Here is a 24799-nt window from a genome sequence, read left to right as displayed (position 1 = left end):
TCCTTACTTGTTAAATAGGCTTTTTAAACGAATTTTGAGCCATTCTTGAGCTGCTGGTCGCTGATCGTAAGCAACTTGCATTGCAGTTACAGCAATCTTGCTTTGCATGACGGCGCTTTCATCCGACATTTGCGCGGCAGTTGGCGCAGATGGTGCAGCATCAATTCCTAGACCAAATTGGTTATTGCCTTTATTGTCTTTGGTCACTTGGAACTTCAATTTATATAAGTCATACGTCCCAATTTTTGAGAAAGCAAACGGCGTGCTGGTTGTTAAATTTTTAGGGAAATTAACATTTAGCGTGATGCCTTTTGGCAACAATTGGCCCTTGCCTGCCTTAGCTTGTAATTCTTTTAATAACACTACGGTTTGTTTTGCCACAATCGCAGAGTTAGGGTTGTTTAAAGTCTTATCATCTACCGTGTTTGTATCGGCACTTAAGGCAATAGATGGAATGCCACGGCCTGCCGAAAACTGTACATTGCCAATCGTGCCAGAGTGTACAACGACTTTTCCGACATTTTGTCCTTCATTCGGGCCAGATAAAACTAAGTCTGGCGCTTTACCCCAGCGTTTTGGTGCAACCACATCTAGTCCATAAACTGTTGCCATCACTGGTGTGCCATGTGTGTAATTCCAGTCACCATTGGTATAACCTGCTTTGGTAAAGGTTCCAGCAGCAGGTGCGCCAATTGGTGCTGCGCCATTGTGACAACCGTTTTCAGCCGCAATTTGCTTGTCATTATCCGCGGTAATCGTCGTTGAGCTGTACATCACAATTGCGCCACCACGACCACTTTGTGGTGAACAAGGTACAGACACAAGCACGTTATGACCATTTGCTTTTAATTCGTCATAAAGTGCTTTGACATTGCTGGTTAGACCGTCATCGTTAACCAATAAAATATTTAGTGCAAAAGCTGGAGTTGTACACAAAGACAGAATAAGGCCACCCAATAAACTTTTTTTCATCACTTAACTACCATGTTCTTAAATTTCGTTTTGTATAGTAGTTGCGCTATATGTACGTTTAGTGACTACGCATCAATAAAAATTAAAATACTTTTCCATTAAAAATTAAATAATTATATTATAAATTATTGCTATGTTTTCTTTTATAAACTGATCTTAAACTTCAGCGCTCGTATTCAAAATGACAAAACCCACTTCCGTGGGCTTCATTCAACATATCAATTCAAGCTTTAAATTAAATTCGCCCAACTTCTAAATATGGAATTAAGTTTTTATCAAAATGTGGTCTTGGGTCGCCTTCATAACTAATAAAACCGTGCATTCCTGTTAAGCGTTCACCTTTATAAAACTGGTTTAGCTGATAGCGCGGGTCTTTATGTGAAAGTGTAAAGCTCACCACACCAACGCCCTGCTGTTTTGATTTGTTATAGGCATCTTCGAGCATTTTATGATGCAAAGCTAAATCTTCGGGATGGCACATAAGCGTATGTAACACATGGTACTGAATAGAGTCACCGAGTTTAGGCAAGCGCATGCCCTTAGTAATTGGAGTCAGCAAGTTATAGACGGGTCTAAAAATTCCAATGACTGAACTGTAATGCAAAATTTTGGTTTGCTTAATACTGTGCTGATCCCACAAACCAAACATGCCCACCAGTTTTTCACCCTTAAAATAAAGTGAAAAGTCTGAGAGTTTTATCCCTGAAAAATACTGATGCTCTTGAGCCAGTTCTTCAAAGTTATAGGCAGGAATAAAGTTATAAAACTCGGCCATGTCGCCAATAAACTGATTCATGGCTTCCACATGCTGAGCTTCAGCAACACATGTCTGAATCTCTTGAATGTCACTCTGCTGAGAAGTCTGCTTTAAAAAAGCCGTGATTTTTCGTTTTGCACCTGTACTCGTCAGACTTAATGTCTCGATGAGTCCTTCATCATAATAATCGGGCATTCCCGTTTTACCTGTTTGGATGGCAGCGCGCGCCGCATGGTTATCATCAAAAATAATCATTTGGCTATAGTTCGGTTCATGCATGGTTTGTTTTACATGCTTCGCTAGAACCTTAACCAGTGATTTACCACGATAGTTATGATCTACCCGTAAATCACCCGCATAGCGTAAGTTTTGAACGTTCCGATCGACATAACATGGGCGGTAACCGTTGCTATAACAAGCGACATTTTTTTGACTCTCGGTGTCTTCAATCACAACATGTAATTTATGCCGATAGACAATGTCAGATGCTCTAAAATAACTCGGTTCGCGCTGAAAGCTAATTTGTATGCCTTTGGTGGTCATCGGTACGGCGATTAAGTCTCGTAAAGCCTGATCATCTGCCAAAGTTGCTTCTCGGGTAATCAGCGTATTGTCAGCAAGTGGTGGATTTATTTTATTCATTATTCACCTGTTGTGCGGTCTGAACGGGAACCAAGTTATTTAAACGCCCCATTTGGTCGAGTAGTTGATAGACAAACACCACTTCGTCTTGGTCATTTACGGTTTTTTGAGTTTCTGCATCGAGTAACTTTTGTTCGGTATTGAGCAAATCAAATGTGGTTTTGGTTCCGACATCGAACTCTTTACGTGTGTAGACAAAGGCGATAGACGCTGCTTCTATGGCATTTGCCAGTGCTTCTTTATTTTGTCGAATGGTTTGAAGCTGTGCATAGGTCGTGCGTGTACGCTTATTTAAATCTAGTTCAAGACTTCGCGTTTTTTGGTTAGCCAAATATATATCGGCCTGTGCTTTTTTAACGTTGGCGCGATTTAAACCATCGTCATAGAGCGGTACATTAAGCTGCACCCCAACCATATAGTTATTACTTTCCGAACCAATATAGCTTGCTTCATCTTGCTTTCCAGCACGGCTGGTGAGCATCACCGTTGGCCACAGTTCACGCTTAGTTAAAGCGTATTGTTTCTCGGCAGCCTGCTTTTCGTATTTACTGCGCATTAAAGCTGGATGGTTTTTGGTTTGAGCCAAAATTTCATCTAAGTTAGCCGGAATAACTGGCAGTTGTTTAATGGCGACAAGGTTCTCAGGCGTTACACCTGTCACTTGGTAAAACTGCGCTTCGCTTACGGTTAAGTTAGATTGGGCCTGTGTAATATCGGCTTGGCCTTGTGCGACTTGTGCCAAAACCTGAGCCAAATCCGCACGGGTAATCATTCCCACGTCAAAACGGCGCTTTGACTCATATAAAGACCGTTGCAGATTTGCCATGGTCTTTTGTCTAAGTTCTAAAATGGCTTTCTTTTTTAATACATCGGTATAGACCATCACGGTATTTAAGATGGTTTCCGATCTTTGATCTGACAAACCTTGGTTTTGTGCCGAGAGCTGACTTTCGGCAACATCTATTCCTAAACGGTGTCGACCAGACGTGTAAATTGGATAATCTGCCTGTAACTGCAAACTTCGGCCTTTACGATTTCCTTCGGTTGGAAACAGGACGTGTGAAGGCGTATCTATTCTTTCATAGTCCAGTTGTCCAACTAAATTAACTTTGAGTCCGTCACGCTGTTTGGCTTGCTCAAGCATAGCAGTGGATTGGTTTACGCTTAAACGGCTGACCTCAAGCTGACTTTCATGCCTTAAACTGGCAGACAAAGCCTCATCTAAAGTCATAGCGTGTGTGTTCGACACAACCAACACGCCTAGATACAAGGCGTGTCGAAGTGTTAAAAACCGAGTGTTAAATGGCTTCATCCCTTTCATAGTTGTTCCAAACTATTGAGGGTGACTTTTTTAAGTGGCTCAGGTTTGATATTGCCTTCGATAATGCCATCAAACATGACCAGTTTCTTGTACGCATTCCAACCATTATTGGCTTGGCGGATTTGAGGCTGGTCGAGTTGTCCTAAGTTTCGAGCAAGTTCGTAATGGAAGTTTTGACGCAAAATACTGTCGATATATTCATTGTTAATGCTGTGATGAATGTCGCCTTCAAAAAGCACGCAATAAAATGGTTTAACCTGTTGCTGGGTATCAATCGCGAGTAAAGAAATCGCTTTCGATTCGGTTTCATTTAACTGCGACAATAACTGATGAGCTGTTTCAGGAGCGAGTTTTTCACCGACCAGATCTACCCCAAAACGACGACCTTGGAACTCAAAACACGGAATTTGCTCTATAAAGCCAGTGACGCGTAAGCAATCATCCAGACAGTAACGCAGTAAGCCATTACCTGAAGTAATGAGCGGGCTGACCACATCACCTTGTTTAAGTTGCCACGACGGAATGATTTGCCCTTGTTTATCGCCTTCTAAATATTCAAATTCGTAGAAGTGACTTTGGTAGGCCAGTGGGTATTGATCGTTATAGGGAATCGTGACGACACCTTCAGTCGCCCATAGCCCTTTGCCTTCAAACTGAACACTGGGTAATTTCTCTTGTAATTTTTCAGCCCAAGCTTTTGAACCTGCGGTATCCCAACTCGACACTAAACTTAACTTTGGCCAGAGCTTTTTAAAGTCAATCTGTGTACCGTTTGAACTTGCAATTAAGGCTTGAGCACTTTCAGGGCTATGCGGCGCAGTGACTTCTTTTAATGAAGCCTGACGGTTACCCCATGAACCACTTTGTAAAACCTCAATCACGTCTCGTTGTAGTGACTCCAAACGCTCAAGCAATTGCAGCGCAAAAGTCGGACTCCACACCGAAATCATGGCTAAGTTACGGTTTGCGACCAAATAGCAAATGGTAGCAAACAGTGCATCGTCAGCATTTGCTGCAAAAGCAACATTACTTGGAACTGCTTGGGTAAACTTAGATAAAATTCGCTTACCTACACCGAGTAGCGCACTATCATCATTTAGGTTTTTGTCTTTTAAAACTTCACGCTGGCTTTCAGGCAACCACGACACCGACCAATAATGTGTGCCCGAACTCAACTGTGGACACTTGCGGTATAAACTTGCCATCCACGGCGCAATCGCATGGTCAAGTTCATCTAAAAAAAGTTTGGTATATGGAATAAACTTGATTTGCTCACTCGAACCACTGGTTGGCTGAAAACGAACTAGCTTACTGCTCGACAGTGAAAGCTTTTGTTCACGGTAACGTTGAATGTCTTCTCGCCATGCGCCATAACGTGTCGCAGGAAATGCTTTTACAAACTGCTCATAATTTTGAACTTTTTTATCTTTCGCAAATGTAGAGGTCTGTAAAATCGAATGCAAGATTTGGTGTTGTGTCGCTTCTAAAGCGTTAAACTGTTTTTGGAAATTACGGTCAGATGCATCACACCATTTTTTTAAAATCAGGTGCGAACCCAAAGTTAGCCATTCATTAGATTTCATTGGATGGCCTCTCTACGTTTTGTTTTAGACGTTACACAAGCTTCAAATTTTCCCTTGCTTGTAGGCTTAGTGATGAGCTTCACGGGGAACCGAGCAATATCTTTCCAGCCAAGACGGCCAATACATGGCAGTTCTGTGCCTGCTTTCCATGTCGGATTCAACTGCTCAAAGAAATGAATATTTGGGTTCTTTTCTCTCATTTCGGCAGTAATTGGTGCGACCTCACCTTTTAATGGCTGATAGTCATCTCCAAAATTTAAGAGTCCCGCATCTTTGTCATAATATTCGCCAAAGAATTTCTCACAGTAGTGCTCGACGACTTCAGAGAGATGCTGGTTTTCATCTTTAATGTTTGGGTAATACACATAGTAGTTATTGGCAAGTAGCAAGTAGGTCTTATAGCCTTTAGAAATCAGGAGCCAATAGAGTTCGTTAAATGGATATTTGATTCGAAGCTTAATCATGAGTTTGAGCATGGTACTTTGCAGACTACGCGTACCCCAAAATTTCTTCAAAATGACCGTATCACCGCTAAATAATACGGTGTAGTCCTTACCATTTAAGTAGAAATGCTGCACCACAACGGTAGAGAAGCCCACAATCTCATTTGTTTGAGAGTCAAAGATTAAGATCGCACCGCTTTTATTTTGGAAATCATCTACGAAAATAGAAAATCTCGTATTTTCATAATACTGTTCGTAAATGGAATACATCACTTTTAATCGCTCAGTATCGATTTGCTCTTTTTCAAAATATTGACCATAAGTCGTGTTTTTCAGGTTCAATTTTGAAATTAGTTTATACGTTGTATTAATCATAATCCTTTAACCTTCCACCTCTAATTTGCGAGTTCCCCGATCTCATCAACCGATTTTAGAAAACTCATCTCAATGTTCTTTTTCTATGAAGGGATACGTTTTGATATGCCCTATTGTTTTTCATTCTTTGAAAGCTGCTCTTTATTTCTAAATCGCTACATGTTCATTTTCTTCCCCCGATCCATAAAGATGGTTAAAAATGCGGTCACAAACATGATGATTGCGAGCATGCGTAATAAATCATTAAAACTCGATGTCAGTGCCTGAAAATGAATGTCGCGATAAATCACACTGAGTGCGATTTGCTGTGCATTTGAGCCAACTTCCTGATATTGCGCCGTGAGCTGGTCGAGTCTTTCTGTGAAAATCCAGTTTTGCGGTGTCATCGACTGATTAAGCTGCGTGACATGTAGCGCAGTCAGCCAGTCTAATGATGAGTTAATCAGTGCTAGCCCAACCGCGCCGCCAATATTACGCATCAGGTTATAAATACCGCTGGCATCGGCAACTTTACTGAGTGGCAAAGTGCTCATGGCTAAATGCGAAACCACAATCAGGCAAATCATGAGGCCAATACCACGGTAAATTTGCGGCCAAAACATAAAGTCGTAATCACTATGAATGCTGAGGTGCGAATTGAGCCAAACACCAAAGCCAGCCAAAATCATTCCGACAAATACAGTTTTTCGGGTATCAAAATTGGGAATAAGCCATGCAAGGAATGGTGCAAAACAGAACATGACAATGCCTGTCACCATCATGACATGACCAATTTGGCTACTGTTCATTTCACGGACTTGCCCAAGAAAGACGGGAATCATGTAACCCAAGCCATAGAGCGCCATGCCAATCACAAAAGTTGTGATGGCACTTAAGGTAAAGTTTTTATTTTTAAATACAGATAAATCGAGCAAAGGCTTTGGCTGGGTAAAACTTCTAGAAAAGAAAATCATGCCGCCTACAACGCAGATCATAAAAGCAATCCGAACGCCTGTGTCTGCAAGCCAGTCATGACGCGCGCCTTCATCAAGGAAATATTCAAGGCCACCCAAAAACATCGCCATACCAACGAGGCTAAACCAATCCATGCTTTTAATGAGTGAATAGTTCGCACGGTCGATATTTGGACCCGAGTAGATGACGGTCGCAATGATAATGCCCGGAATAATATTGATCAGGAACATCCAGTGCCATGAGAAGTTATTAGTGAGCCAACCACCAATGGTTGGACCAATGGCCGGACCCAAAGTACTGATCATTCCAAACATGACTAAAGGCAATGAGCGTTTTGCTTCAGGGAAAAGTAGATACAATGCGGTCATGGAGGTCGGAATCATTCCACCGCCCATAAAACCTTGAATGCCACGAAAGACCAATAAACTTTCTAAGTTCCATGCCAACGCACAAAGTAAAGAACTGACCGTAAAACCAATTGCACAGATGGTGTAATACACCCGTGTTGAAAGCACCCGCGAGACAATACTCGACATGGGAATTGCAATAATCTCGGCAATTAAATAAACCGTTTGCACCCAAGTGACTTCGTAACGACTTGCACTCATCCCAGCTTGAACTTCGTTTAGAGAACTCGCCACAATTTGAATATCAAGAATCGCCATAAAGTTGCCAAAAATCATGGCAGCAAAAATTGCCCATGCCGTCTTTGCGGGAAACATCCACTCGGCGTCAACGTGCTTATTCATTTGTTATTACCTAAAATTTTATTATTAAGTTCTTAGGTCAACGGTGGCACTGACCGACATTCCGGGTTTTATCAAATCAATATGTGGACTTGAATCTATGGCAATACGCACAGGAATACGCTGAACAACCTTGTTAAAGTTGCCTGTGGCATTGTCTGGTGGCATGAGTGAGAAAGTTGCGCCTGAAGCTGGTGAAAAGCTTTCAATTTTTCCGCTAAAGGTTAGGCTTGGGTAAGCATCAAGTTTTAATTCAACTTTCTGCCCAATATGCATTTTTTCAATTTGGGTTTCTTTGAAGTTGGCTTGTACATACAAACTGTTTTCAGGAATAATCGCCATTAAGCGCGTTTGCGGAGAAACACGTGAGCCTTTTTGAATTGCAAGACTACCGATTTTGCCGTCTACAGGACTCACCACTTTTGATGAAGCCAGATCAACCTGATATAAATTTAAGTTTGCATGAGCACTTTGAATATCTGCTAAAAGCTGCGCTCGACTGGCTTGCAAACTCCCCAACTGAGCTTCTGCTGCATTGACGGCGGCTTGAGCTTTGCTGAGTTGAGCTTGGGCTGTTAAATATTGAGACTGAACCCCTTCAAAGTTTTGACGGGTAATCACGCCATCTTTTAGTAAATCTTGATAACGTTCAAAATCTTTTCTTAAACGAGTTAAGTCTGCTTGCGCTGCCACTACACCACTATTTGCTTCAGTAATGGAAGATTTAGCAGACTTTTCATTTTGCTGTTGTACACCCAGCGCCGCTTCTTTTAAGCTGACGACAGAACTCGCCTGATCATAACGAGCTTGGTAATCGCGGTGGTCTAATAATGCCAAAGTTTCCCCTTTTTTTACAAACTGATTATCGTTAATTAATAACTCAATCACTTCGCCTGAAATCTTTGGCATGACCCAAGTAACATCTGCCTGAACATAAGCATTATCAGTAGATTGATAAAATCGGTATACAAAAAAATAATATATAATGCCTGCGACTAAAAATAACAGTAGGACACTAAAAACACCCCAAGTTATTTTCTTTCGACTTTGGAAATTAGTGTCAGTTTCTAGCTGAGCTACGTTATCCATATTCATTCCGTTTATTTGTAATATTCGATTTTTTATTTACACCAATAAACTATTAGCGTCTTTTTTACGTAACTTTTCACTTGGTTTATTCAATGAATCGTGACAGCGTAAAATTTGGTGCAAATTATGGTTCTTAAATCGATTAAATATCATTGACCCTTTTGACATATATTTTTTCTATTTACGCCAATACACGGCATGCTATAAAAAATATGTTTAAAAATTATGTAATTTCATATTTTCTAAAAAATTTAATTATAAAAATTTTCTTTAAAAATTAATTTAAACAAATAAAATCAATAGATTACAATTAAAATTATTAATATAAAAATGATTAATTAGTAGAAAAATTTATTGCATTAATATTAAAAATTGGCGTTTACTTTGTATAACTTGTGTTGATTTAATTAGAGCAATATGTAATTCAAAAAAATTCTTCGAGAATTTTTATAATATTTATAGAAGCATAAAATATAAATATAAATATTTATCAACCATAGTAAAACACAGCTTATTAAATATGTATTTTCAATATACTTATGATTAACAATATTAAATAAAATAATATAAAAGCTTTCCGACCAAATCCAACTTATTTTTGAGAAACCAATCAATATTCAAAAACAAAATTACTCTAAAAAAGAGTTACTTTTAACTCTTTTTTATTTAAAAAATAGAGAATTATCGGTTTATTTTTTTACTTATTTAAAACCTTAAATATTTCTTCTAAAGTTATCCCAATCGCAAGTATTTCACTATCGTGATGAGGTAAACCATCGATTTCCAATCCAATTGGTAGTTTCGATTTCGCTCCCTTTCCAATGGGTAAACTCAGCCCTGGTAATCCGATATTACTTCCAGGATCTGTATTTCGAATTAGTGTATGGAAATTTTCAATTGAATTGGATTGTTCATTTGCGAGTGGTGCAACAATCGGTGATGTTGGGAGTAATAAAGCATGTAAGTTATACGCTTTAAATGTGTTTTGGTAGAGTTCAAGCAATTGAGGCCGAGCTTCACTAATGGCCTTTTCATAGAAAGGTAAAACAGGAACAAGTTGACCCGTTTGATCTTGAATTAATTGGGGAAGAATATTCTGTTGAAAAATTGCCTGTACATCTGGGCTTGAGATCTGATCAACTACAGTCTCAATGGTCAAATTTACATGATGATGTTTTAAATATTGAATAAGGTCATATTTGCCTTCATAAACAACCACTGGAAAAGAAATAGCGTGATTGAGTTGTTCTAAATTCGGCATATCGACAGGAATAATTTCGACTCCCGCATCTTTTAACAGCCCAAGCGCAATATGAGCCTGCTCACGAACATCTGCATCTAAATGATTCCAAAAATATGGATTAAAACCGAGCCTAATTTGATGAGGCTGTAATGGTTCTTTTTTTGGCTCTTGAGTAATAAGCTGATCAATTAAAATAATGTCAGATACTGTGTGTGCAATCGGGCCAGCAGTATCCCGCGTATGTGAAATTGGGGTAATACTGTCTTGTGAGTATCTTCCTACCGTTGGACGAAAGCCGACACATCCATTTAAGGCACTTGGCAAACGAATCGAAGCACCCGTATCTGTACCAATCGCAATTGGAACCATTCCAGCGGCAACAGCCACAGCACTACCAGAAGAAGAACCACCAGCAATGTGCAATGGGTTTACAGCATTTCGTGTACCCACAACACCTTCAATGTGCATTGCAGTATTATAACCGGTTACCCCAAAGGCCAATTCATGCATATTGGTTTTACCAACAATCATCGCACCGTGGTCAATAAGCTTTTGAATAATCGGTGCGGAACTTTGAGGCTTAAAATCAGCTAAAGCTGATGTGCCTGCACTATTTGAGAAACCAGCAACATGAATATTATCTTTAACCGCAATTAAAATACCCATTAAAGCTGGACATGGTTTTCCACTCAGTAGATATTCATCCCAATATTGAGCTTGTTGAATTGCTGAAGCTTTATCTGTGCTAATAAATGCATTTAAAGACTCTTGTTTTTCCATAGTGTCGAAGTAATGATGCACGAGTTCTTCACAAGATACTTTTCTTTCATGAATCAGTTTAGTCATGGCATCTACTGAAGCATTTGCTAAACCCTGTAACTCAATCCAATTATTTTTTTCAACTGCATTTGACATGGTGACTTAAAATCCATTTAAGTTGTGACCTTAAGAACTTAGTACAAATTGCTTGATAATTCGTATCCTCAAAATTGAGGATTGCTTTGCTTTAATGTTGAATGAGTAAAGCCATTTCAGTGCGATTATTGCAGCCTATTTTTCTCATAGAGTTGTTCAGATGGGTTCTTAATGTGGTAAAGCCAATACCAAGTAAATTTGCTACCTCTTTATCACTTAAACCTTTAGAGACCAAATGAACCACTTCTTGTTCACGTGGAGTCAAACTATATTGTGTTGATAAATCTAGTGGTAAGGCTTGGGTAAAATAAGGTTCAAGCAGATTTAATATTCTTTTTTCACGCTCACCAAACATTTCAGCGTCTTGCGCACGCCAAATGCGTAAATCACCAATATTCATACCATTTCGAACAAAATAAATATTTATACCGTGATACAAACCATAGGTTTTTAAAAACTCATTGTAATAGCCTGTTTTTTTCAGGTCTGCCAGAGGCATGACTTCATTTACAAATGTCGGTTTCTGGAGTTTATGAAGCTGTGCAGTAATAGGGTCATCAAATTGCCAAATACTCTCATAGTCCTCCATCGCTTTTGGGTCGATTTTCCATATCACACCCTCTCTCGATAAATTATGTGTTGAATCCCAAATATAAGACGCGGCAAAATCAGCCCGTAACAAGATGGCAATATCTGCAATGATATTTTCACGTAAATTGTATTGCCCTTTTCCTGAGCCAAGTTTCCATAATATTTCAGAAAACAATGTAAACTCAGACGGGCTGAAATCCTTTTCTAAAAGTGCGGTCATCGTCTACCTATTTAACGAAATCCATCGAATTTTAAGAAGATCGGTTAGGCACTTCCTTTGAACTTAATACCCATCCCATCCTTTTCTATAACATATCTATTTTTTGATTTGGTAGGTAAATATTAGTTATAAGTTAAAAACGCGGGTTCAACTCACACCATCCCATGTGAAAGTCACTATTTTCATCTTAAATCCCAATCTTGCTCTACCCCTCTATTTCTACATTCCAAGAAAGATTTTAAATGAAACTTTCCAATCGCTTTAAGTTTATCTTCATCGCTAGAATATAGGGGGTATTCATATGCCTGAAGAACTATTTGTCGTTGCTTCATTTTCATATCTTCAGGAAGACTTCCTTCATCTGCTGTTTTATATACATAGTCAAAAGATAGTCCATTTTGTCTCCCTTCCATGATTGCTTTTGCTAATTCAGAAAGAGTTTTACATTTACTATCCCTTGTTTGTATTTCGTATTTTTTATCAATCATCTTAATAAGCTCTTCCTTGGAAGGAAGCTCTATATTTGTATTTGCGAGACAAATTTTAGGCATCAACACTACGGCAACTAATAAAACTATCTTCTTCACCTCAATCCACCTTATTCTAAGCCAGCCAATTCTTTTTGAAATGCATCGGCGCAAGTCATATACATCTTGTTGCTGAACTCAGTAATAGCATTATCTTGATTCTCTTTTGTAGACCACTTTGGTTCTCTATAGGCTTCATAAATAATTTCCCTATGATAGGACTTTATTGGCTCTTCCATATTTTTTTGTTTATTAAGTACAGCAATATTATTTGCAATATTCTCCCCTAACTGTCTAGAAGTCATCACTGATTTTGCATACTCACCAATTCCTCCACAAATTACATCTATTGCATCGTTTTTTGTCATTTTCTTTTCTGCATATACATTTACCGAAACCAAAGCAGTACATAGAATAATAAATATTCGGAACATTTTAATCTCGCTTATTTTCATGATATCTCAAGATACTAGCTATCTTTTGGAATAAATACCCAATTAAAAAACCATTAAAGATTATCCCAATACCTGTAATAACCATAATTCCTGACCATACAGTCTCAGTACCATAATAAGTTCTCGGTACTTCAACTCGACCAAACACAAGGATAAATATAAATCCAGATATAACACCTAGAACAATTAATCCCCATCCAATAGCATTACAAACATCACTTTCTTTCATGCCTTGATTTTCTACATTCATCTCAATCAACCTTGTTAAAGTTCTTCAAAACTTTGTAAGTGATATCTTGATTAGTAGCATCAATTACTTCTAATAAAGCGCCTTTATAACCTATTTGCTTAGATTGGCTTAAATCATATTCAACATCATTATTGAATGCAGGACGTGCTTGATTACTTGAAAATTCACGGTAGCCTACATTAATTTTATTTCCAAATTTTCCACTATAAATTAATGTTTGTTGGAAGGAATTATCTGATGCAATTGCTACAGTCTTCATAGTAGCTTGATGTTTATCAGTACAGTTTTTTGCATTAAATATTGTTACTACACAAAGCTTACCTTCATTATCAAACATAACTACTTTAAATGGGTCAGCTAAAGGGTTTTTCTGAACCATACCCCCACCGCTTACAGTGTTGAATGGCTGAAAATATTGCCCTTTTTCATTTTGGCCTGTTTTTAAGTAAATGCCCGAAGTAAGTGAATAGGCAAAGCTAATTTTAATATTTTCAGGCACGTTTAGAACTTCACGATCAACTACTATACCTTGTTCAAGCATTTGATCCCCTACAAATGCTTTATTAACTGAACCAATTGGCGGCTTGCTTATATTTTTAGGGACAGCTTGATAATTGTAGGATGGAGAAGCGCAACCAACTATGCCAATACTTAAAATGAGTAAACTAATATTCTTTTTCATGATTTAACCAGCTTTATAAAGTTCACACAATCTAACAAATTGGTTACTAATTGTCACATATAAAAATAAATAGTAATCTTAAGAATTGTTTAATTTAAAAAACTTGTTTATTGGATCAAAATTTTATGCTTATTACTTCCTTTAATAAAAAATTTTTAATAACAATTTGTAGTTTATTAATTGTTGGGTGCGCTGCAAATTCAGGTATTGTTCCTATGGGAAATAATACTTATATGGTCTCACGACAAGCTGCTACTGGGTTTAGTGGAATGGGAACACTTAAAGCAGAAGCAATGAAGGAAGCATATCAAGAATGCCAAAAAACAAATAAATTCGTTAATGTCTTAGAAACTATTGATGCAAAACCACCCTATATTTTGGGTAACTTTCCTAAAACTGAAATCAGATTTAAATGTATAAATGAAGAATAAATTGAGCCATTAGGAAACAGTTTACTTTTTTGGACCTCAATTGTTTCACGGGAAGGTAAAGAGATTGCCAGAACCAAATTTGCAGCTTGTGGATGTAGAGGTTTAACTAGGATATACCACAGTAATTTCAGATACAGTGGATAGTCGGGCTTTTTAAAAACTAAAACCCACTCATTGAGTGGGCTTTTTATTACTAACCGTTTTGCCTGAGGTGGTCTTGGAACTCTTGGTCGTGTATTTTGTCGTAATTAACAGGGTCGTAAACGCATCCAGTTAAAACAACAATTACAGCAAGTACAGCAACCAACTTTTTCATTGAGACAGCTTTCCTTTTAACGCAAAAGATTCGCTTTAAGTATACTCCTCGGTAGTCATCTTGATTGAACATAATTAAGCCAAACAATTGTTATTTTTAAATTATTGCCGTGCTTTAGCATGTGAATTAGTTTTTTAACAAAATCAAATCAAGGAAGTTATACAAAACTTAAGCCTCAGTCGCTAAATACCAATTTTTCCAAGAACTGGTTCCTCTGGTTTCAATTGGTACAGTTGGAATGAGTTTTTCTTTTAATATTTCAGTTTGTTCAAGGGCTTTAGCAAGCCTTGCTTTGACTGAATGAATGCATTCACGGTCACCAAATTCACAGCGGTCTAAAGTTGTACCGCCACAAGGCCCGTTGGCTAAACCTTTTGGACACGTTTCAGGACAAATATATAAAGTATCGCTTAGGCGACACTGACCACAGCTTTCGCAGCCCACTAGGCTATGTTTACTCAGCACTTCTGTTTTAAGTAATACTTTGGCGATCAAAGCATTTTCCCAAAATGACGCTTTAAAAATAAACCGTCCAACACCTTTAGCAATTTTTGATCCAAACATTGCTTCATGCATAACATGCAGTTGGCGATATTTAATTAATTGTTTAGACGTTGGCTGACGTGAAAACCGAGCAACTTCAGGTGAAAACTCTTTGCCTGACGTGACTTGCCAAAGTGAATTCCAAAGCTCTTCTAAAACTTTAAGCTCCAGATGTCTGTATTGCTCGACGTAGCTTTCAAGCAGCATTTGCTCTTCTGGCTTATGGCAGGCAGATAAGTGAATTCCTGCAAACCCCAAATATTTGCATATTAAAATCTGTAAAGCGCAGCGCAAATAAACTCGGTCTGTATACCCTGCTTGTTTTTCGTCTTTCAAAACTTTTAGCATGTGGGGGGTAATCACAATACCTGCAACTTTATGCTTTACCATAAAATTGGCACGCCCCAAAGTCAGTGGCATGATACAAGCCAGTATTTGCTGCGAATAAGCATGCTTTGTTAAAAATGATTTGGCTTGTTTTAAGGCTTCAATGTCATAGCCTAATTGGGTAATGATAAAGTCAGCACCTGCTTTAATCTTCTTATGCAGTTTTAAGTACTGTGCATCACGCTCAGCTTCAACATATTTAAAGGGGTTAAAAGCAACCCCAATACGAAACCCACCATGTTGCTTGGCAGCCATTACGGCGTTTACCGACTCCAGGTATCGGCTACGAGGCTGTCCATCTCGACCATTATGGTGTTCTTTAAGTTTATCGCCTGTAAGCAATAACAAGTTTTGAATATTGGCTGCTTGAGCTTGTTTTAAAAAGTGCTCAAAGTCTTGTATATCTCGCGCCTTACCTGAAAAGTGTAAGACTTTATCGATTGAGTCAGGGTAACTTTTGCTGGCTTCAAGCGGCGCAATATCATGATCTGAATGTACGCGATCTGCCAATGTCATTGCAGCCGGATATCCTGCAAACTCATGTTTCACAGGATAAATTTCATGCAGTGAAGTGAGATATTCCACCAGCACAAAAAACTGGTTTTGCTGGAAGCAGGGAGAAACGTGTGACATAGGCAAAGTGCTGATCAAAACATGACATCAATCATAAGCGCGGCATTATAAATCAAAGTGCATCAAGATGCGCTAGTCAGAAAGCTCAATGTTTTGCTTATCTTCACCCTCTTTATTTCTGGGTAATTCGAGTGAGCGAGGAAATATAAAATCAAAAGAATCGAGTGCATAGCGATAAAGCTGAGCTGGTCGTTTGCCCACAATTTTACTTTGGTTGGTTTCTTCAACTGCACCCGCTTCTATCATACGGCGTCTAAACGCTTTTTTATCTAAAGATTGCCCAAGAATAATTTCATAAATGGTTTGTAGCTCGGTCAGCGTAAATAACTCGGGCATAAGACTGGCTGGTAATGCGGTATAGCGGGTTTTATTGGTGAGACGCTCTAATGCCAACTTAAGCAACTCATTATGATCAAACGCTAATGCGAAATCTTGTGCTTTTGCTACAGGCACCCATTCGCTGTATTCAGCCAAAGCTTGATGTTGATAGGCATTAAAATCAATTAAAGCAAAATACAAAATGGTCACGGCCCAACCACGCGGATCACGTTTTGCATTACCCACAGAGGCAACTTGTTCCAAATAAGGTGAACTAATTCCTGTTTTTTCGACCAGCTTACGATAAGCCGTGGCCATCAAGTCTTGATCATGGGTTAAATCGGCAAAACCGCCGGGTAAAGCCCACTGGTCTTTGGCTGGAAAGTTTGGGCGCTTAATGAGTAGTACCTGCAACTGACCATTAAATACCGAGAAAATAGCCATATCGACCGTGAGTAAAGGTGCGTCATAATCTCGGCGATCATAACTGGCAAGGAATTCTTGTTCAGTTTGAATAGTCACGTTCAGCCTCTCAATAAAAATGATGAGCCGATACACTTGCAACGACTCATCTAAACTCAGTTATGCGATGGATAAACGCTCACGAATTTGATCCAAAGTACACTCATATTGAAGTTTACCATTTTCAAAGACAGTTTTTAGTGCTCCGCCTTGTTCTTGTTCGGCTGTTTGCTCATCAAACAAGGTAAAACCATTTTCACTTTCTTCGATGCGTAACAGACCTTTCGCAGATTTTTTCACACCTGAGTCAGTAATTGGGTCTTTAAACAACTCTCGGCCTACACCATTCACTTGGCCCCAAGTTGCTTTCACAGCAAACCCAAAGGTATCGCGAGTTAAGTAGTTATAGGTAAAGCTACCGATCCCAAACACCAAGTTATTTGATGCAAAACCTTTGGCTTCTAGCCCTTCTAAAATGCGCTGCGCACGGTCTAGGGTAATCGAGTCACCATAAATTAAACCGACACGTTCATTCAGAACTTTATAGCCTTGGTCAGTTGTTGTACCGCCAAACACTTCCCATAAGCATTCAACCGCGCCTTTATAGGCTGGGCTTCCAACTTCAGCGTCTGGGTCACCACAAATAATTTTAACAGGGTCACCAGAGTCTGGACGGAAAACCAATTTAGCTAAGCCTAAAGCATTGGGTTGTCTTGCCAAAATTTCAGGTTTTAACGCTACCGTAAACTCGGTAATCACTCGCCAAAAGTCCCAAGTATCAGACACGACACTAACAACACCAGATGGATAAAGCTCACAGATTAAACGCTTAAAGGTTTCTAGCTCACTGTTTTCTGTGCCCATACACATCACACTGTGTTCGGTTGCTGGTACAGATACCCCAATGACACCTGAGGCATTGTAATATTCTTCTGCATAGTCAATTGACGCAACTGAGTCTGTTCCAATAAAACTGGTTAAGTGGCCCACACCAGACTGAGCAGCATCATAAATTCCACTCATACCACGGCTACTAAAATCGTGTCCTTGCACAGGTACAAAATCGAGTGGTGCGCCAGTTTTTAAAGCATATTGCGTTAATAAACGTTTGTACTCATAGGCAATTGTGGCCGTAGTACAGCTTTTCCAAAGCTCAGCACTTAATACAGTTTCGATATAGTTGGTTAACCAAAAGAAACGCGGGTCGGTATTAATAACGGTGAGCACGGGTACGCGCATATTGACACGGCTGCCTTCTGGCAAGGCTTTAATGCGTAATGGTAAATATCCCAAATCGTGTAACGCTTCAATGTGATCAACTGGTACTGCGCCTTCACCTAATGAACTATCCATACGGCGTTTATATGCAGTTACTACTTTTTCTTTAGGTTGTTTGAAAAAGCCTTCATTCCACGTATCAATTAAAAAGTGTTTAATGAAACCCTGAAGTCCAAAGAACACAACTTTATCGTCAAAGTCAGGCAACATTTTAGCGAGTCGAGATGAACGCGGTGTAAAGTTTGCGTACACGTACTCTGTGCCTGCTGGATACTGACGTCTGTGATCAGCTTTATAAAAATCAATAGCGTTTAATGGATTAAGTTTAATAGTCATCTTTATTCTCTTTATTTTGCTTCAAAAGCAATTACTGAAATTTTGTCTGATGGTTGTTGTGGAAAGCTGTCCGAGGTAAATAGCTGGTCAAGCAGTCCATCAAAAACCTCTATTCCTTTACTAAAAATACCGTGGGTCACATATAGAACGACCTTAGTGCAATTGAGGCGACGGAGTTCTTTGGCAATACCAATAAAAGTTGCACCGCCGTCACAAATGTCATCGGTAATGACCGCTGTTAGGCCTGATAAATCAGTCGCATGTACATGTGTACCTAAAATTTTGCCAGTCACTGGGTCACGTTTTTTATCACACTGAACAATAGTGATTGGTTGTTTGCGCTCCAGGTCAAAAGCGTCTGCAACCATTTGTGTGCGTGCCTTTGCACCTTTGTCTGGGCAAATCAGTACTGTTTTTTCATCTTTTAACAATGTGCTCAGCGCTTCACTCTTTGCGATGATGTCGACTGAACTGACATTCACAACTTCGCTAAAAGAAGTATTTGCAGCGAGTAATGCTGTGGTTACTTCACTATGGCAGTCCCACACAGTGATTTTGCCTTGTTTGCCTGCTTTCTTATCCGCATTGATATTAAGTAGCTTCGTCATCACATCGAGTGAGAACGCTTGGCCTACTGCACAAATACGGTCCTGACGTGCATATGGAAAATACGGAATTTCTAGGTCAACGGTTAAACCCTGATTTAGCAATATATTTTCAAGTAGTAAATAGTCCATCACATCGTGACTTGAGACCATCTGTGCGCGGACCAATACCTTGCCAGATAGTGAACCTAACGTTATCTCACCAATTTGAACATGACGCTCGCCACCAGAAAACTGCGTGAATTTCACTGGAATTTCATTTCTTGCCGCATCTAAAAGCTGGATAGCCATATCATCCTCTTTTTGTCTGATGACCTTCGATGAATATATAGTGGCATAAAGCCACTATATATTTCAAGTCTATTTTTCAAACTTTTTTCAAAGCCTTTTAAGACATAAAATTTGCAGTTTTAGAGCATTTAGAGATTCGATATTCAAGAAAAATTATTCTTTAACCAATTGAAATAAAAAATTAATTTACAAAAAGCATGACGAGTAAAACTATTATTAAAAGTAATGGATACAACTTTGCACGCCATAAATCTGGTAGTTTTGAAATAAATTTTTCTGAAAAATATAGTCCGATCCATGTTCCAGCAACCAAGAATAAAGCAGCTTCAAACCAGATTAGACCGATAAATCCGTTGGGTGTAGATTGCCAAATTGACAATACACAATAGGTCAGCGTTGCAGTTAAAGACAAAGGCAGCGTTAGAATGTTTGCGATAGCTGTGGCCTCTGCCATAGAACTACCCCGCCGCCGTAATAAAGGAACCGTCATTACACTGCCACCCACACCTAAAAGTGCTGCAACCCAACCAATAATTCCCCCTTTAATGAGTTCACTGTTCTGCCCATAGTTTTGCTTTTGCTTTGATATCACCATAAATCCTGGTCGGTAATAACAATCAATAATCGTTATGAACACATAGCCCATAAATATCCAGCGAAGCCAGCTGCCATTAAACAATGAGGCCATTACTGCACCGACAATTCCACCAAGTGCAATACCAGACCATAAAAAGCGGATCTTTTGCCAATCTATGTGTCCAGACTTATAGTGCCGAAAAGTTGCAAAACTTGCCGAACACAGCATCACAAAAGCTGATGTAGCTACGGCGATTTGCATCGCATTTACCCCCACCATGCTTTCGTTACTGTACTTTTGAATAATGACTGTATAAAGCAAAGGCACAGCAACAAAACCGCCACCAAAGCCAAATAACCAAGTGGTAACACCGGAAAGTAGTCCAAATAAAAATAGCTCATATAGCATCGTTATCTTCCTCACATTTATAGAGGCATGATATAAAATAGCTCTATGGCAAACTAACGTAGAAAAGCCATTCTTTTATTTATTTCAGACAAAAATATATGCGTAATATTCCAATTAACGATGTAGACCATCTACCGCAAGCGGTTTTAGCGTTAGGATCGGACTATCCTGCTGATACTTTGTTAGATACGCATAGCCATCGCCGTGCTCAGTTCTTGTATGCACCCGAAGGCCTCATGAAAGTTGAAACTGAAGATGGACAATGGCTCGTGTTGCCATACAGCGGTGTATGGATACCCGCAGGCAAACCACATCGAGTATGGCTATCTAAAGTCAGTACTTATAGTCTGTATATAGAATTAAGTAATGCCCCAAGACAGGCAAACTATTGCGAGGTCGTGCAAGTTTCACCGCTAATGCATCAGTTGCTGATTCAAGCAAATCAACTGCCTGTTGACTACCAACGTTCAGACCGTGACGGCGCTGTTATCGATTTATTGTTATATGAATTAGAAGCTGCACCAGCCCTGCCTCTGTTTATTCCATTGCCTCACAACACATTATTATCTAATCAGTGTGCTGAGTTTATGGAGCATCCCGATATTCATAGCAGCCCTAAAGATTGGGCACATGACCACAATAAAAGTGAACGAACTTTTCATCGTTGGTTTAAGTCAGAAACGGGCATGTCATTTCAGGCTTGGCGTAATCGAGTCTGCATCATCTATGCTTTAAATGCGTTAAAAGCAGATATCTCAATTACGGAAATTGCCTTTAGTTTGGGCTATGAGCACTCGGCAGCATTTACTGCAATGTTCAGTAAAATTATGGGTCATCCACCTACCCATTTTCAAAAAAGATTTCATACGCATAATAAAGCGCTATAAAGATTTACTCATGTGAATGGTGTCATAGGTCTCGATCCACTCACGTTTAATAACATCAAAGCCTTGTAGACGCCAAAACTTTTCAGCCGCTGGCAAAAATGGATGAGTATGCAAATACAAAGTCGTAATTTCATTGTTTTTTGCATGGCTAAACAACATGTCACATAGCTGAGTTGCGATACCATTACGGCGGTATTCAGGCAATACAAACAACTTAACCACTTCCACTGTATTAGATGGCAAATTTAAATCAAAACGATGGTCATATGCCCGATATGCAATAGTGCCAATAATACGGTTTTTATCTTTTACCGTAATAAAGCAACCTAATGGATCATTGACATAATATTGCCCAAAATTTTTTAAATCTTTGGGAACTTGCCCATGATAGATTTCTGGGAATAAAAGCTGTCTAGTATAAAGTGCAAACTCTACCGCAGAGGCATAGTCTGATTTGTCCGATAGTTGATAGTGAAATGTCATATTTATAGCCAAGAATGATCAGGTATCACAATGGTTTTGTCTTGAATCATGGCTTCATGGAACTCAACATCGTAGACACTTTTTAAAAACTTTGGATCAGTTATTCGTGTTTTTGACTCAGGCTTAACCACTTCGTGTTGGCGCATAAAAAACAGATGATCTGCAAATAAAAAAGCTAAATTGGGATCATGCATAATCGCAATCACCGTAAAATTTTGCCGCGATAACTGACGCAATTTTTTCATTAAATAAGACTGGTAATAAACATCGAGATGATTGGTTGGCTCATCGAGCAAAATGACTTTTGGGGCTTGCACTAAAATACGGGCAATCATGACCAATTGTCTTTCGCCACCCGATAACTCGGTATAAGGACGGTCACGCAAATGCTCGATGTCTAAATCAAGCAAAGCTTGATCTACACGTTCCCAATCTGATTTTGAAGGTCTATATCTGCTAAAAGCGGCACGCCCCGTAATTACTACATCTTTAACTAAAAATGGAAATACGGTTTTATGAAACTGTGGTAAAAAGCCAAGTAACGCAGCCCGATCTTTGCCTTTAAAGTCTGATAATGGTTTTCCAAAGTAACGAATCAACCCATCTTTTACAGGTTCTAGGCCCGCCATCAATTTAAAAAGTGTCGATTTGCCACAGCCATTGCGCCCTAAAATCACTGAAAACTGATTTTCAGGAAACTCCAGATGAATGTTTTTGAGAACCTGTTTATGCCCATAGGCATAATTTAACTGATCAATTTGAATCATGCCCAATGAGTCCTCTGTGTTTTCATTAACAATAAGAAAAATGGCGCACCAAGTAGCATGGTAAAAATACCAATCGGTATTTCAAACGTCAGTAAAACCCGAGAAAAGTTATCAATCAACAGGAGAAAACTACCGCCCAAAATCATATTGGCAGGAATACTGTAGCGGTGATCTGGCCCAACCAACATTCTCACAATATGCGGCATAAACAGCCCATATAGACTAATAATGCCCGCCGCTGCCACAGAAGTTGACGTACATACAGTCACCAACGCAATTAAAAGAAGCTGTTCCCAGCGTGGGTTAACACCAACCGCCTGCGCTTCTTCGGCACCGAGTGCCATTAAGTTTAAGCGCCAACGCATTGCAAATAATCCGGCAAGACCAATACAAATCGGTAACACGGCGTATTGAACTTTTTGCCAAGATGCCTGATGTAAGTTACCCATCGTCCATTGCACAATGGCTTGTAATTTAAATGGATCGCTTAGGTATTGAATGACTGTAAGTCCTGCCAAAAACAGGCCCGAAACAATCATGCCCGATAAAATTACCATCACTAAAGACGTCTGGCTTTCATGTTTTTGATGCGCAAATAAATACGTTAAGGCAACAGCACTAACGCCAAAAATAAAGGCGGATAGATTTGGTGAAAGCCAACTTAAAGAAAGTGCCAAAGCTGCACCAAACGCCGCACCAGATGAAATACCGAGCACATATGAGTCAACTAAAGGATTACGAAACAATGCCTGCAAACCATTACCCGCAGTTGCTAATGCAGCTCCCACCATAAAAGTCAGTAAAATTCTCGGTAATCTGACATTGACCAGAATGTTTTGCATCAGTCCAAATTGTTCCGCATCAAAATATGGTGTACCAAAAACTGCTTGTACACCCCACCGCAAATAGTCCCATGCACTCAAGGTCTGCGTTGGGCCTATGAGCAACGAGATAAAAATCATGAAGAAAGGTAAAGGGTAAAACCAATAATATTTCAGCTTTTCCATATTCATTGCACCAACGCTTTGGCAAGGTGCTCACCATACAACTTAGTTAAAATACGCTGTTGTAAAGCACTTACAGGTAAATCAGACTGTTCAGGATAAATACTATGATTCAAATAAATCGCCGTAATAATGATTTTGATGGTATGCGGGTTATATATAAATGCAGGACTCAAATTAAATACCTTACGGTTTTGTACGGCGCTTAAACCTTGTAATTCTTTTCGTTCATAAATCAGTTTAGGGTTGGTATTCCAAAGCACAATATTGTCAGGGTTCCATTCAATTAAAGTCTCGGGATTTACATTGGGCTGGTTAGCATCGGTCTGAACAATGTTGTAAGCACCAGCGAGTTCAATAAAGTCATTGGTAATCGACTGACGTCCAGAGGTAGAAAAAATCCGCCCTCCTGACCACGCATAATAAATCGATTGTTTATTTGGCTGACGTGCCGTTTTTGCTGCAACTTCTGCCACAATTTCATCTGAGAAATTTAAAATTTCCTGAGCACGCTTTTGGGCACCGCTCAAAACGGCAATTTCTGATAGCTCTTCTTTTACTTGCTGGTAAGTACCGGACTCCATGACATATACAGCAATGCCAAACTGCCGTAACAGTTCAATGGTTTGAGTCTGCCCGCTCCCCAAAATTACCAGATCAGGTTTTAACAACACAAGACTTTCAATATTAGTTGCATTTGCTCCTTGCGAAGGCGTCGCAAGCTGTTTATTGGCAATACGCTTATCTATTTTTGAATAGGCATTAAATAATAAAGGCTGGATGTATACTTCGGCTGGTATGCCAATCACTTTGTGACCTTGCCCTAGTATATATAAGCCATCTAAACCCGACTCAAATAAAGAAACAATTCTTTGGGCTGGTTTGGCTACACAGACTTTTGTATTTGTACTATCAAAAACGCATATCGAATGGACTGCTAAGTTTTCTTTAGTTTTTCTACTTTGTTCAGATGAAGAACATCCACATAGAATGAGTAAAGTGAGTATTGAAACCAATAACTTCATTACAGCATCCAATGCACAAATATAGTGCAGAATAAAAAGACGTGTCTATTTGGTGCGTTTTTCATATGAAAAAGACACCATAAGAGAGCAAGACGGTTTGAATCATCATTTATAAGTTAGTAAATCAAATGTTGTACTAAAGATAAGAGTAATTAAGCAATAAAAATGCCAAAATTACAAAATAAACTTAATAATCATGCAATTGTGATTTGTATTTTAAAACTCAAAATATAGATAGCCCTATACAAAACCTTTAGAGCATGCATGCTAACCATTCAAATAA

General features: G+C 39.1%; 25 protein-coding genes. 2 read left to right on the top strand and 23 right to left on the bottom strand.

Translation table 11 applies throughout. From position 1 onward, the window contains the following. Window positions 1–3 precede the first annotated feature (3 nt). The 13 genes from surE to MJX77_RS14410 form a co-directional block, all read right to left on the bottom strand. Window positions 4–975 (bottom strand): 5'/3'-nucleotidase SurE, encoded by a 972-nt coding sequence (gene surE / locus MJX77_RS14470; protein WP_081274014.1) that lies wholly within the window; start codon window positions 973–975, stop codon window positions 4–6. A 232-nt stretch (window positions 976–1207) separates the two neighbouring features. After that, window positions 1208–2371: a hypothetical protein gene (locus MJX77_RS14465; RefSeq protein ID WP_252059456.1), complete on the bottom strand. Its 1164-nt coding sequence runs from the start codon at window positions 2369–2371 to the stop codon at window positions 1208–1210. After that, entirely contained in the window at window positions 2364–3692 is a 1329-nt protein-coding gene (locus tag MJX77_RS14460; RefSeq protein ID WP_252059455.1) for a TolC family protein, read from the bottom strand. Before MJX77_RS14460 ends, MJX77_RS14465 begins: the two co-directional genes overlap by 8 nt. Beyond that, window positions 3689–5275, bottom strand: a complete 1587-nt coding sequence (locus tag MJX77_RS14455) for a GH3 family acyl-acid amido synthetase (protein WP_252059454.1) — start codon at window positions 5273–5275, stop codon at window positions 3689–3691. The genes MJX77_RS14460 and MJX77_RS14455 overlap by 4 nt, the downstream gene beginning before the upstream one ends. Then, the gene (locus MJX77_RS14450; protein WP_192454519.1) at window positions 5272–6060 is read right to left on the bottom strand and encodes a hypothetical protein; all 789 of its coding nucleotides are present in this window, start codon (window positions 6058–6060) and stop codon (window positions 5272–5274) included. Before MJX77_RS14450 ends, MJX77_RS14455 begins: the two co-directional genes overlap by 4 nt. A gap of 188 nt (window positions 6061–6248) precedes the next feature. Then, window positions 6249–7796, bottom strand: a complete 1548-nt coding sequence (locus MJX77_RS14445) for a DHA2 family efflux MFS transporter permease subunit (RefSeq protein ID WP_252059453.1) — start codon at window positions 7794–7796, stop codon at window positions 6249–6251. A 24-nt stretch (window positions 7797–7820) separates the two neighbouring features. Continuing rightward, window positions 7821–8882 carry an HlyD family secretion protein gene (locus MJX77_RS14440; protein WP_252059452.1) on the bottom strand — a complete coding sequence of 354 codons (1062 nt, stop codon included), beginning with the start codon at window positions 8880–8882 and terminating at the stop codon, window positions 7821–7823. Window positions 8883–9579: 697 nt separating this feature from the next. Then, complete coding sequence (gene iaaH, locus MJX77_RS14435) at window positions 9580–11040, bottom strand: indoleacetamide hydrolase (RefSeq protein WP_252059451.1); 1461 nt, start codon at window positions 11038–11040, stop codon at window positions 9580–9582. Between the two features lie 91 nt (window positions 11041–11131). Next, window positions 11132–11851, bottom strand: coding sequence for a response regulator transcription factor (locus MJX77_RS14430; RefSeq protein WP_252059450.1), 720 nt, complete (start codon window positions 11849–11851; stop codon window positions 11132–11134). A gap of 182 nt (window positions 11852–12033) precedes the next feature. Further along, a complete protein-coding gene (locus tag MJX77_RS14425; RefSeq protein WP_035364285.1) occupies window positions 12034–12438 on the bottom strand; it encodes a hypothetical protein in 405 nt (134 codons plus the stop codon). A gap of 11 nt (window positions 12439–12449) precedes the next feature. Continuing rightward, window positions 12450–12833, bottom strand: coding sequence for a hypothetical protein (locus MJX77_RS14420; protein WP_035364283.1), 384 nt, complete (start codon window positions 12831–12833; stop codon window positions 12450–12452). Continuing rightward, a complete protein-coding gene (locus tag MJX77_RS14415; RefSeq protein WP_005040512.1) occupies window positions 12814–13083 on the bottom strand; it encodes a hypothetical protein in 270 nt (89 codons plus the stop codon). The genes MJX77_RS14420 and MJX77_RS14415 overlap by 20 nt, the downstream gene beginning before the upstream one ends. 1 nt (window position 13084) lies before the next feature. Next, window positions 13085–13765 carry a hypothetical protein gene (locus MJX77_RS14410; RefSeq protein WP_191104368.1) on the bottom strand — a complete coding sequence of 227 codons (681 nt, stop codon included), beginning with the start codon at window positions 13763–13765 and terminating at the stop codon, window positions 13085–13087. A 125-nt stretch (window positions 13766–13890) separates the two neighbouring features. On the opposite strand from MJX77_RS14410, the gene MJX77_RS14405 reads away from it, so the two are divergent. Beyond that, the gene (locus tag MJX77_RS14405) at window positions 13891–14196 is read left to right on the top strand and encodes a hypothetical protein (protein WP_005040508.1); all 306 of its coding nucleotides are present in this window, start codon (window positions 13891–13893) and stop codon (window positions 14194–14196) included. A 193-nt stretch (window positions 14197–14389) separates the two neighbouring features. On the opposite strand, the gene MJX77_RS19340 is transcribed toward MJX77_RS14405, so the two are convergent. From MJX77_RS19340 to MJX77_RS14380, 6 genes are all read right to left on the bottom strand, one after another. Next, window positions 14390–14512, bottom strand: a complete 123-nt coding sequence (locus MJX77_RS19340; RefSeq protein ID WP_013197824.1) for a hypothetical protein — start codon at window positions 14510–14512, stop codon at window positions 14390–14392. Between the two features lie 168 nt (window positions 14513–14680). Next, window positions 14681–16075 (bottom strand): methylenetetrahydrofolate reductase C-terminal domain-containing protein, encoded by a 1395-nt coding sequence (locus MJX77_RS14400; RefSeq protein WP_252059449.1) that lies wholly within the window; start codon window positions 16073–16075, stop codon window positions 14681–14683. Between the two features lie 72 nt (window positions 16076–16147). After that, window positions 16148–16915 (bottom strand): ADPR responsive transcriptional repressor NtrR, encoded by a 768-nt coding sequence (gene ntrR / locus MJX77_RS14395; protein ID WP_252059448.1) that lies wholly within the window; start codon window positions 16913–16915, stop codon window positions 16148–16150. A gap of 60 nt (window positions 16916–16975) precedes the next feature. Then, complete coding sequence (locus tag MJX77_RS14390) at window positions 16976–18469, bottom strand: nicotinate phosphoribosyltransferase (protein WP_252059447.1); 1494 nt, start codon at window positions 18467–18469, stop codon at window positions 16976–16978. Window positions 18470–18480: 11 nt separating this feature from the next. Further along, a complete protein-coding gene (locus MJX77_RS14385; protein WP_252059446.1) occupies window positions 18481–19365 on the bottom strand; it encodes a phosphoribosyltransferase family protein in 885 nt (294 codons plus the stop codon). Window positions 19366–19546: 181 nt separating this feature from the next. Continuing rightward, entirely contained in the window at window positions 19547–20350 is an 804-nt protein-coding gene (locus MJX77_RS14380) for a sulfite exporter TauE/SafE family protein (protein WP_252059445.1), read from the bottom strand. Between the two features lie 98 nt (window positions 20351–20448). On the opposite strand from MJX77_RS14380, the gene MJX77_RS14375 reads away from it, so the two are divergent. Next, window positions 20449–21237, top strand: coding sequence for an AraC family transcriptional regulator (locus MJX77_RS14375; RefSeq protein WP_252059444.1), 789 nt, complete (start codon window positions 20449–20451; stop codon window positions 21235–21237). Here MJX77_RS14375 and MJX77_RS14370 read toward each other — a convergent pair. The 4 genes from MJX77_RS14370 to MJX77_RS14355 are packed head-to-tail and all read right to left on the bottom strand — an operon-like array spanning window position 21232 to window position 24516. Next, a complete protein-coding gene (locus tag MJX77_RS14370) occupies window positions 21232–21720 on the bottom strand; it encodes a GNAT family N-acetyltransferase (RefSeq protein ID WP_502806533.1) in 489 nt (162 codons plus the stop codon). The genes MJX77_RS14375 and MJX77_RS14370 overlap by 6 nt on opposite strands. A 2-nt stretch (window positions 21721–21722) precedes the next feature. Then, entirely contained in the window at window positions 21723–22487 is a 765-nt protein-coding gene (locus tag MJX77_RS14365; RefSeq protein ID WP_119685310.1) for an ABC transporter ATP-binding protein, read from the bottom strand. After that, entirely contained in the window at window positions 22484–23494 is a 1011-nt protein-coding gene (locus MJX77_RS14360; protein ID WP_252059443.1) for a FecCD family ABC transporter permease, read from the bottom strand. Before MJX77_RS14360 ends, MJX77_RS14365 begins: the two co-directional genes overlap by 4 nt. 2 nt (window positions 23495–23496) lie before the next feature. Then, a complete protein-coding gene (locus MJX77_RS14355; protein ID WP_252059442.1) occupies window positions 23497–24516 on the bottom strand; it encodes an ABC transporter substrate-binding protein in 1020 nt (339 codons plus the stop codon). Window positions 24517–24799: the final 283 nt, after the last annotated feature.

Origin of the sequence: Acinetobacter sp. AHP123 (genome assembly GCF_023757925.1) — a bacterium.
In the GTDB taxonomy this organism is placed as follows: domain Bacteria; phylum Pseudomonadota; class Gammaproteobacteria; order Pseudomonadales; family Moraxellaceae; genus Acinetobacter; species Acinetobacter oleivorans.
Note: the sequence above shows the minus strand (reverse complement) of the source record. Positions and strands in the feature narration are given on the sequence as shown.

What these genes read in the sequence shown, in the direction of transcription:
- MJX77_RS14405 (WP_005040508.1), top strand. Translation starts at nt 13,891, where the DNA reads ATGCTTATTACTTCCTTTAATAAAAAATTTTTAATAACAATTTGTAGT.
- MJX77_RS14410 (WP_191104368.1), bottom strand. Translation starts at nt 13,765, where the DNA reads ATGAAAAAGAATATTAGTTTACTCATTTTAAGTATTGGCATAGTTGGT.
- MJX77_RS14375 (WP_252059444.1), top strand. Translation starts at nt 20,449, where the DNA reads ATGCGTAATATTCCAATTAACGATGTAGACCATCTACCGCAAGCGGTT.
- MJX77_RS14465 (WP_252059456.1), bottom strand. Translation starts at nt 2,371, where the DNA reads ATGAATAAAATAAATCCACCACTTGCTGACAATACGCTGATTACCCGA.
- MJX77_RS19340 (WP_013197824.1), bottom strand. Translation starts at nt 14,512, where the DNA reads ATGAAAAAGTTGGTTGCTGTACTTGCTGTAATTGTTGTTTTAACTGGA.
- MJX77_RS14385 (WP_252059446.1), bottom strand. Translation starts at nt 19,365, where the DNA reads ATGGCTATCCAGCTTTTAGATGCGGCAAGAAATGAAATTCCAGTGAAA.
- MJX77_RS14430 (WP_252059450.1), bottom strand. Translation starts at nt 11,851, where the DNA reads ATGACCGCACTTTTAGAAAAGGATTTCAGCCCGTCTGAGTTTACATTG.
- iaaH (WP_252059451.1), bottom strand. Translation starts at nt 11,040, where the DNA reads ATGTCAAATGCAGTTGAAAAAAATAATTGGATTGAGTTACAGGGTTTA.
- MJX77_RS14420 (WP_035364283.1), bottom strand. Translation starts at nt 12,833, where the DNA reads ATGAAAATAAGCGAGATTAAAATGTTCCGAATATTTATTATTCTATGT.
- MJX77_RS14355 (WP_252059442.1), bottom strand. Translation starts at nt 24,516, where the DNA reads ATGAAGTTATTGGTTTCAATACTCACTTTACTCATTCTATGTGGATGT.
- MJX77_RS14400 (WP_252059449.1), bottom strand. Translation starts at nt 16,075, where the DNA reads ATGTCACACGTTTCTCCCTGCTTCCAGCAAAACCAGTTTTTTGTGCTG.
- MJX77_RS14460 (WP_252059455.1), bottom strand. Translation starts at nt 3,692, where the DNA reads ATGAAAGGGATGAAGCCATTTAACACTCGGTTTTTAACACTTCGACAC.
- MJX77_RS14360 (WP_252059443.1), bottom strand. Translation starts at nt 23,494, where the DNA reads ATGGAAAAGCTGAAATATTATTGGTTTTACCCTTTACCTTTCTTCATG.
- MJX77_RS14445 (WP_252059453.1), bottom strand. Translation starts at nt 7,796, where the DNA reads ATGAATAAGCACGTTGACGCCGAGTGGATGTTTCCCGCAAAGACGGCA.
- MJX77_RS14455 (WP_252059454.1), bottom strand. Translation starts at nt 5,275, where the DNA reads ATGAAATCTAATGAATGGCTAACTTTGGGTTCGCACCTGATTTTAAAA.
- MJX77_RS14390 (WP_252059447.1), bottom strand. Translation starts at nt 18,469, where the DNA reads ATGACTATTAAACTTAATCCATTAAACGCTATTGATTTTTATAAAGCT.
- MJX77_RS14440 (WP_252059452.1), bottom strand. Translation starts at nt 8,882, where the DNA reads ATGGATAACGTAGCTCAGCTAGAAACTGACACTAATTTCCAAAGTCGA.
- MJX77_RS14370 (WP_502806533.1), bottom strand. Translation starts at nt 21,720, where the DNA reads ATGACATTTCACTATCAACTATCGGACAAATCAGACTATGCCTCTGCG.
- MJX77_RS14415 (WP_005040512.1), bottom strand. Translation starts at nt 13,083, where the DNA reads ATGAATGTAGAAAATCAAGGCATGAAAGAAAGTGATGTTTGTAATGCT.
- MJX77_RS14365 (WP_119685310.1), bottom strand. Translation starts at nt 22,487, where the DNA reads ATGATTCAAATTGATCAGTTAAATTATGCCTATGGGCATAAACAGGTT.
- MJX77_RS14380 (WP_252059445.1), bottom strand. Translation starts at nt 20,350, where the DNA reads ATGCTATATGAGCTATTTTTATTTGGACTACTTTCCGGTGTTACCACT.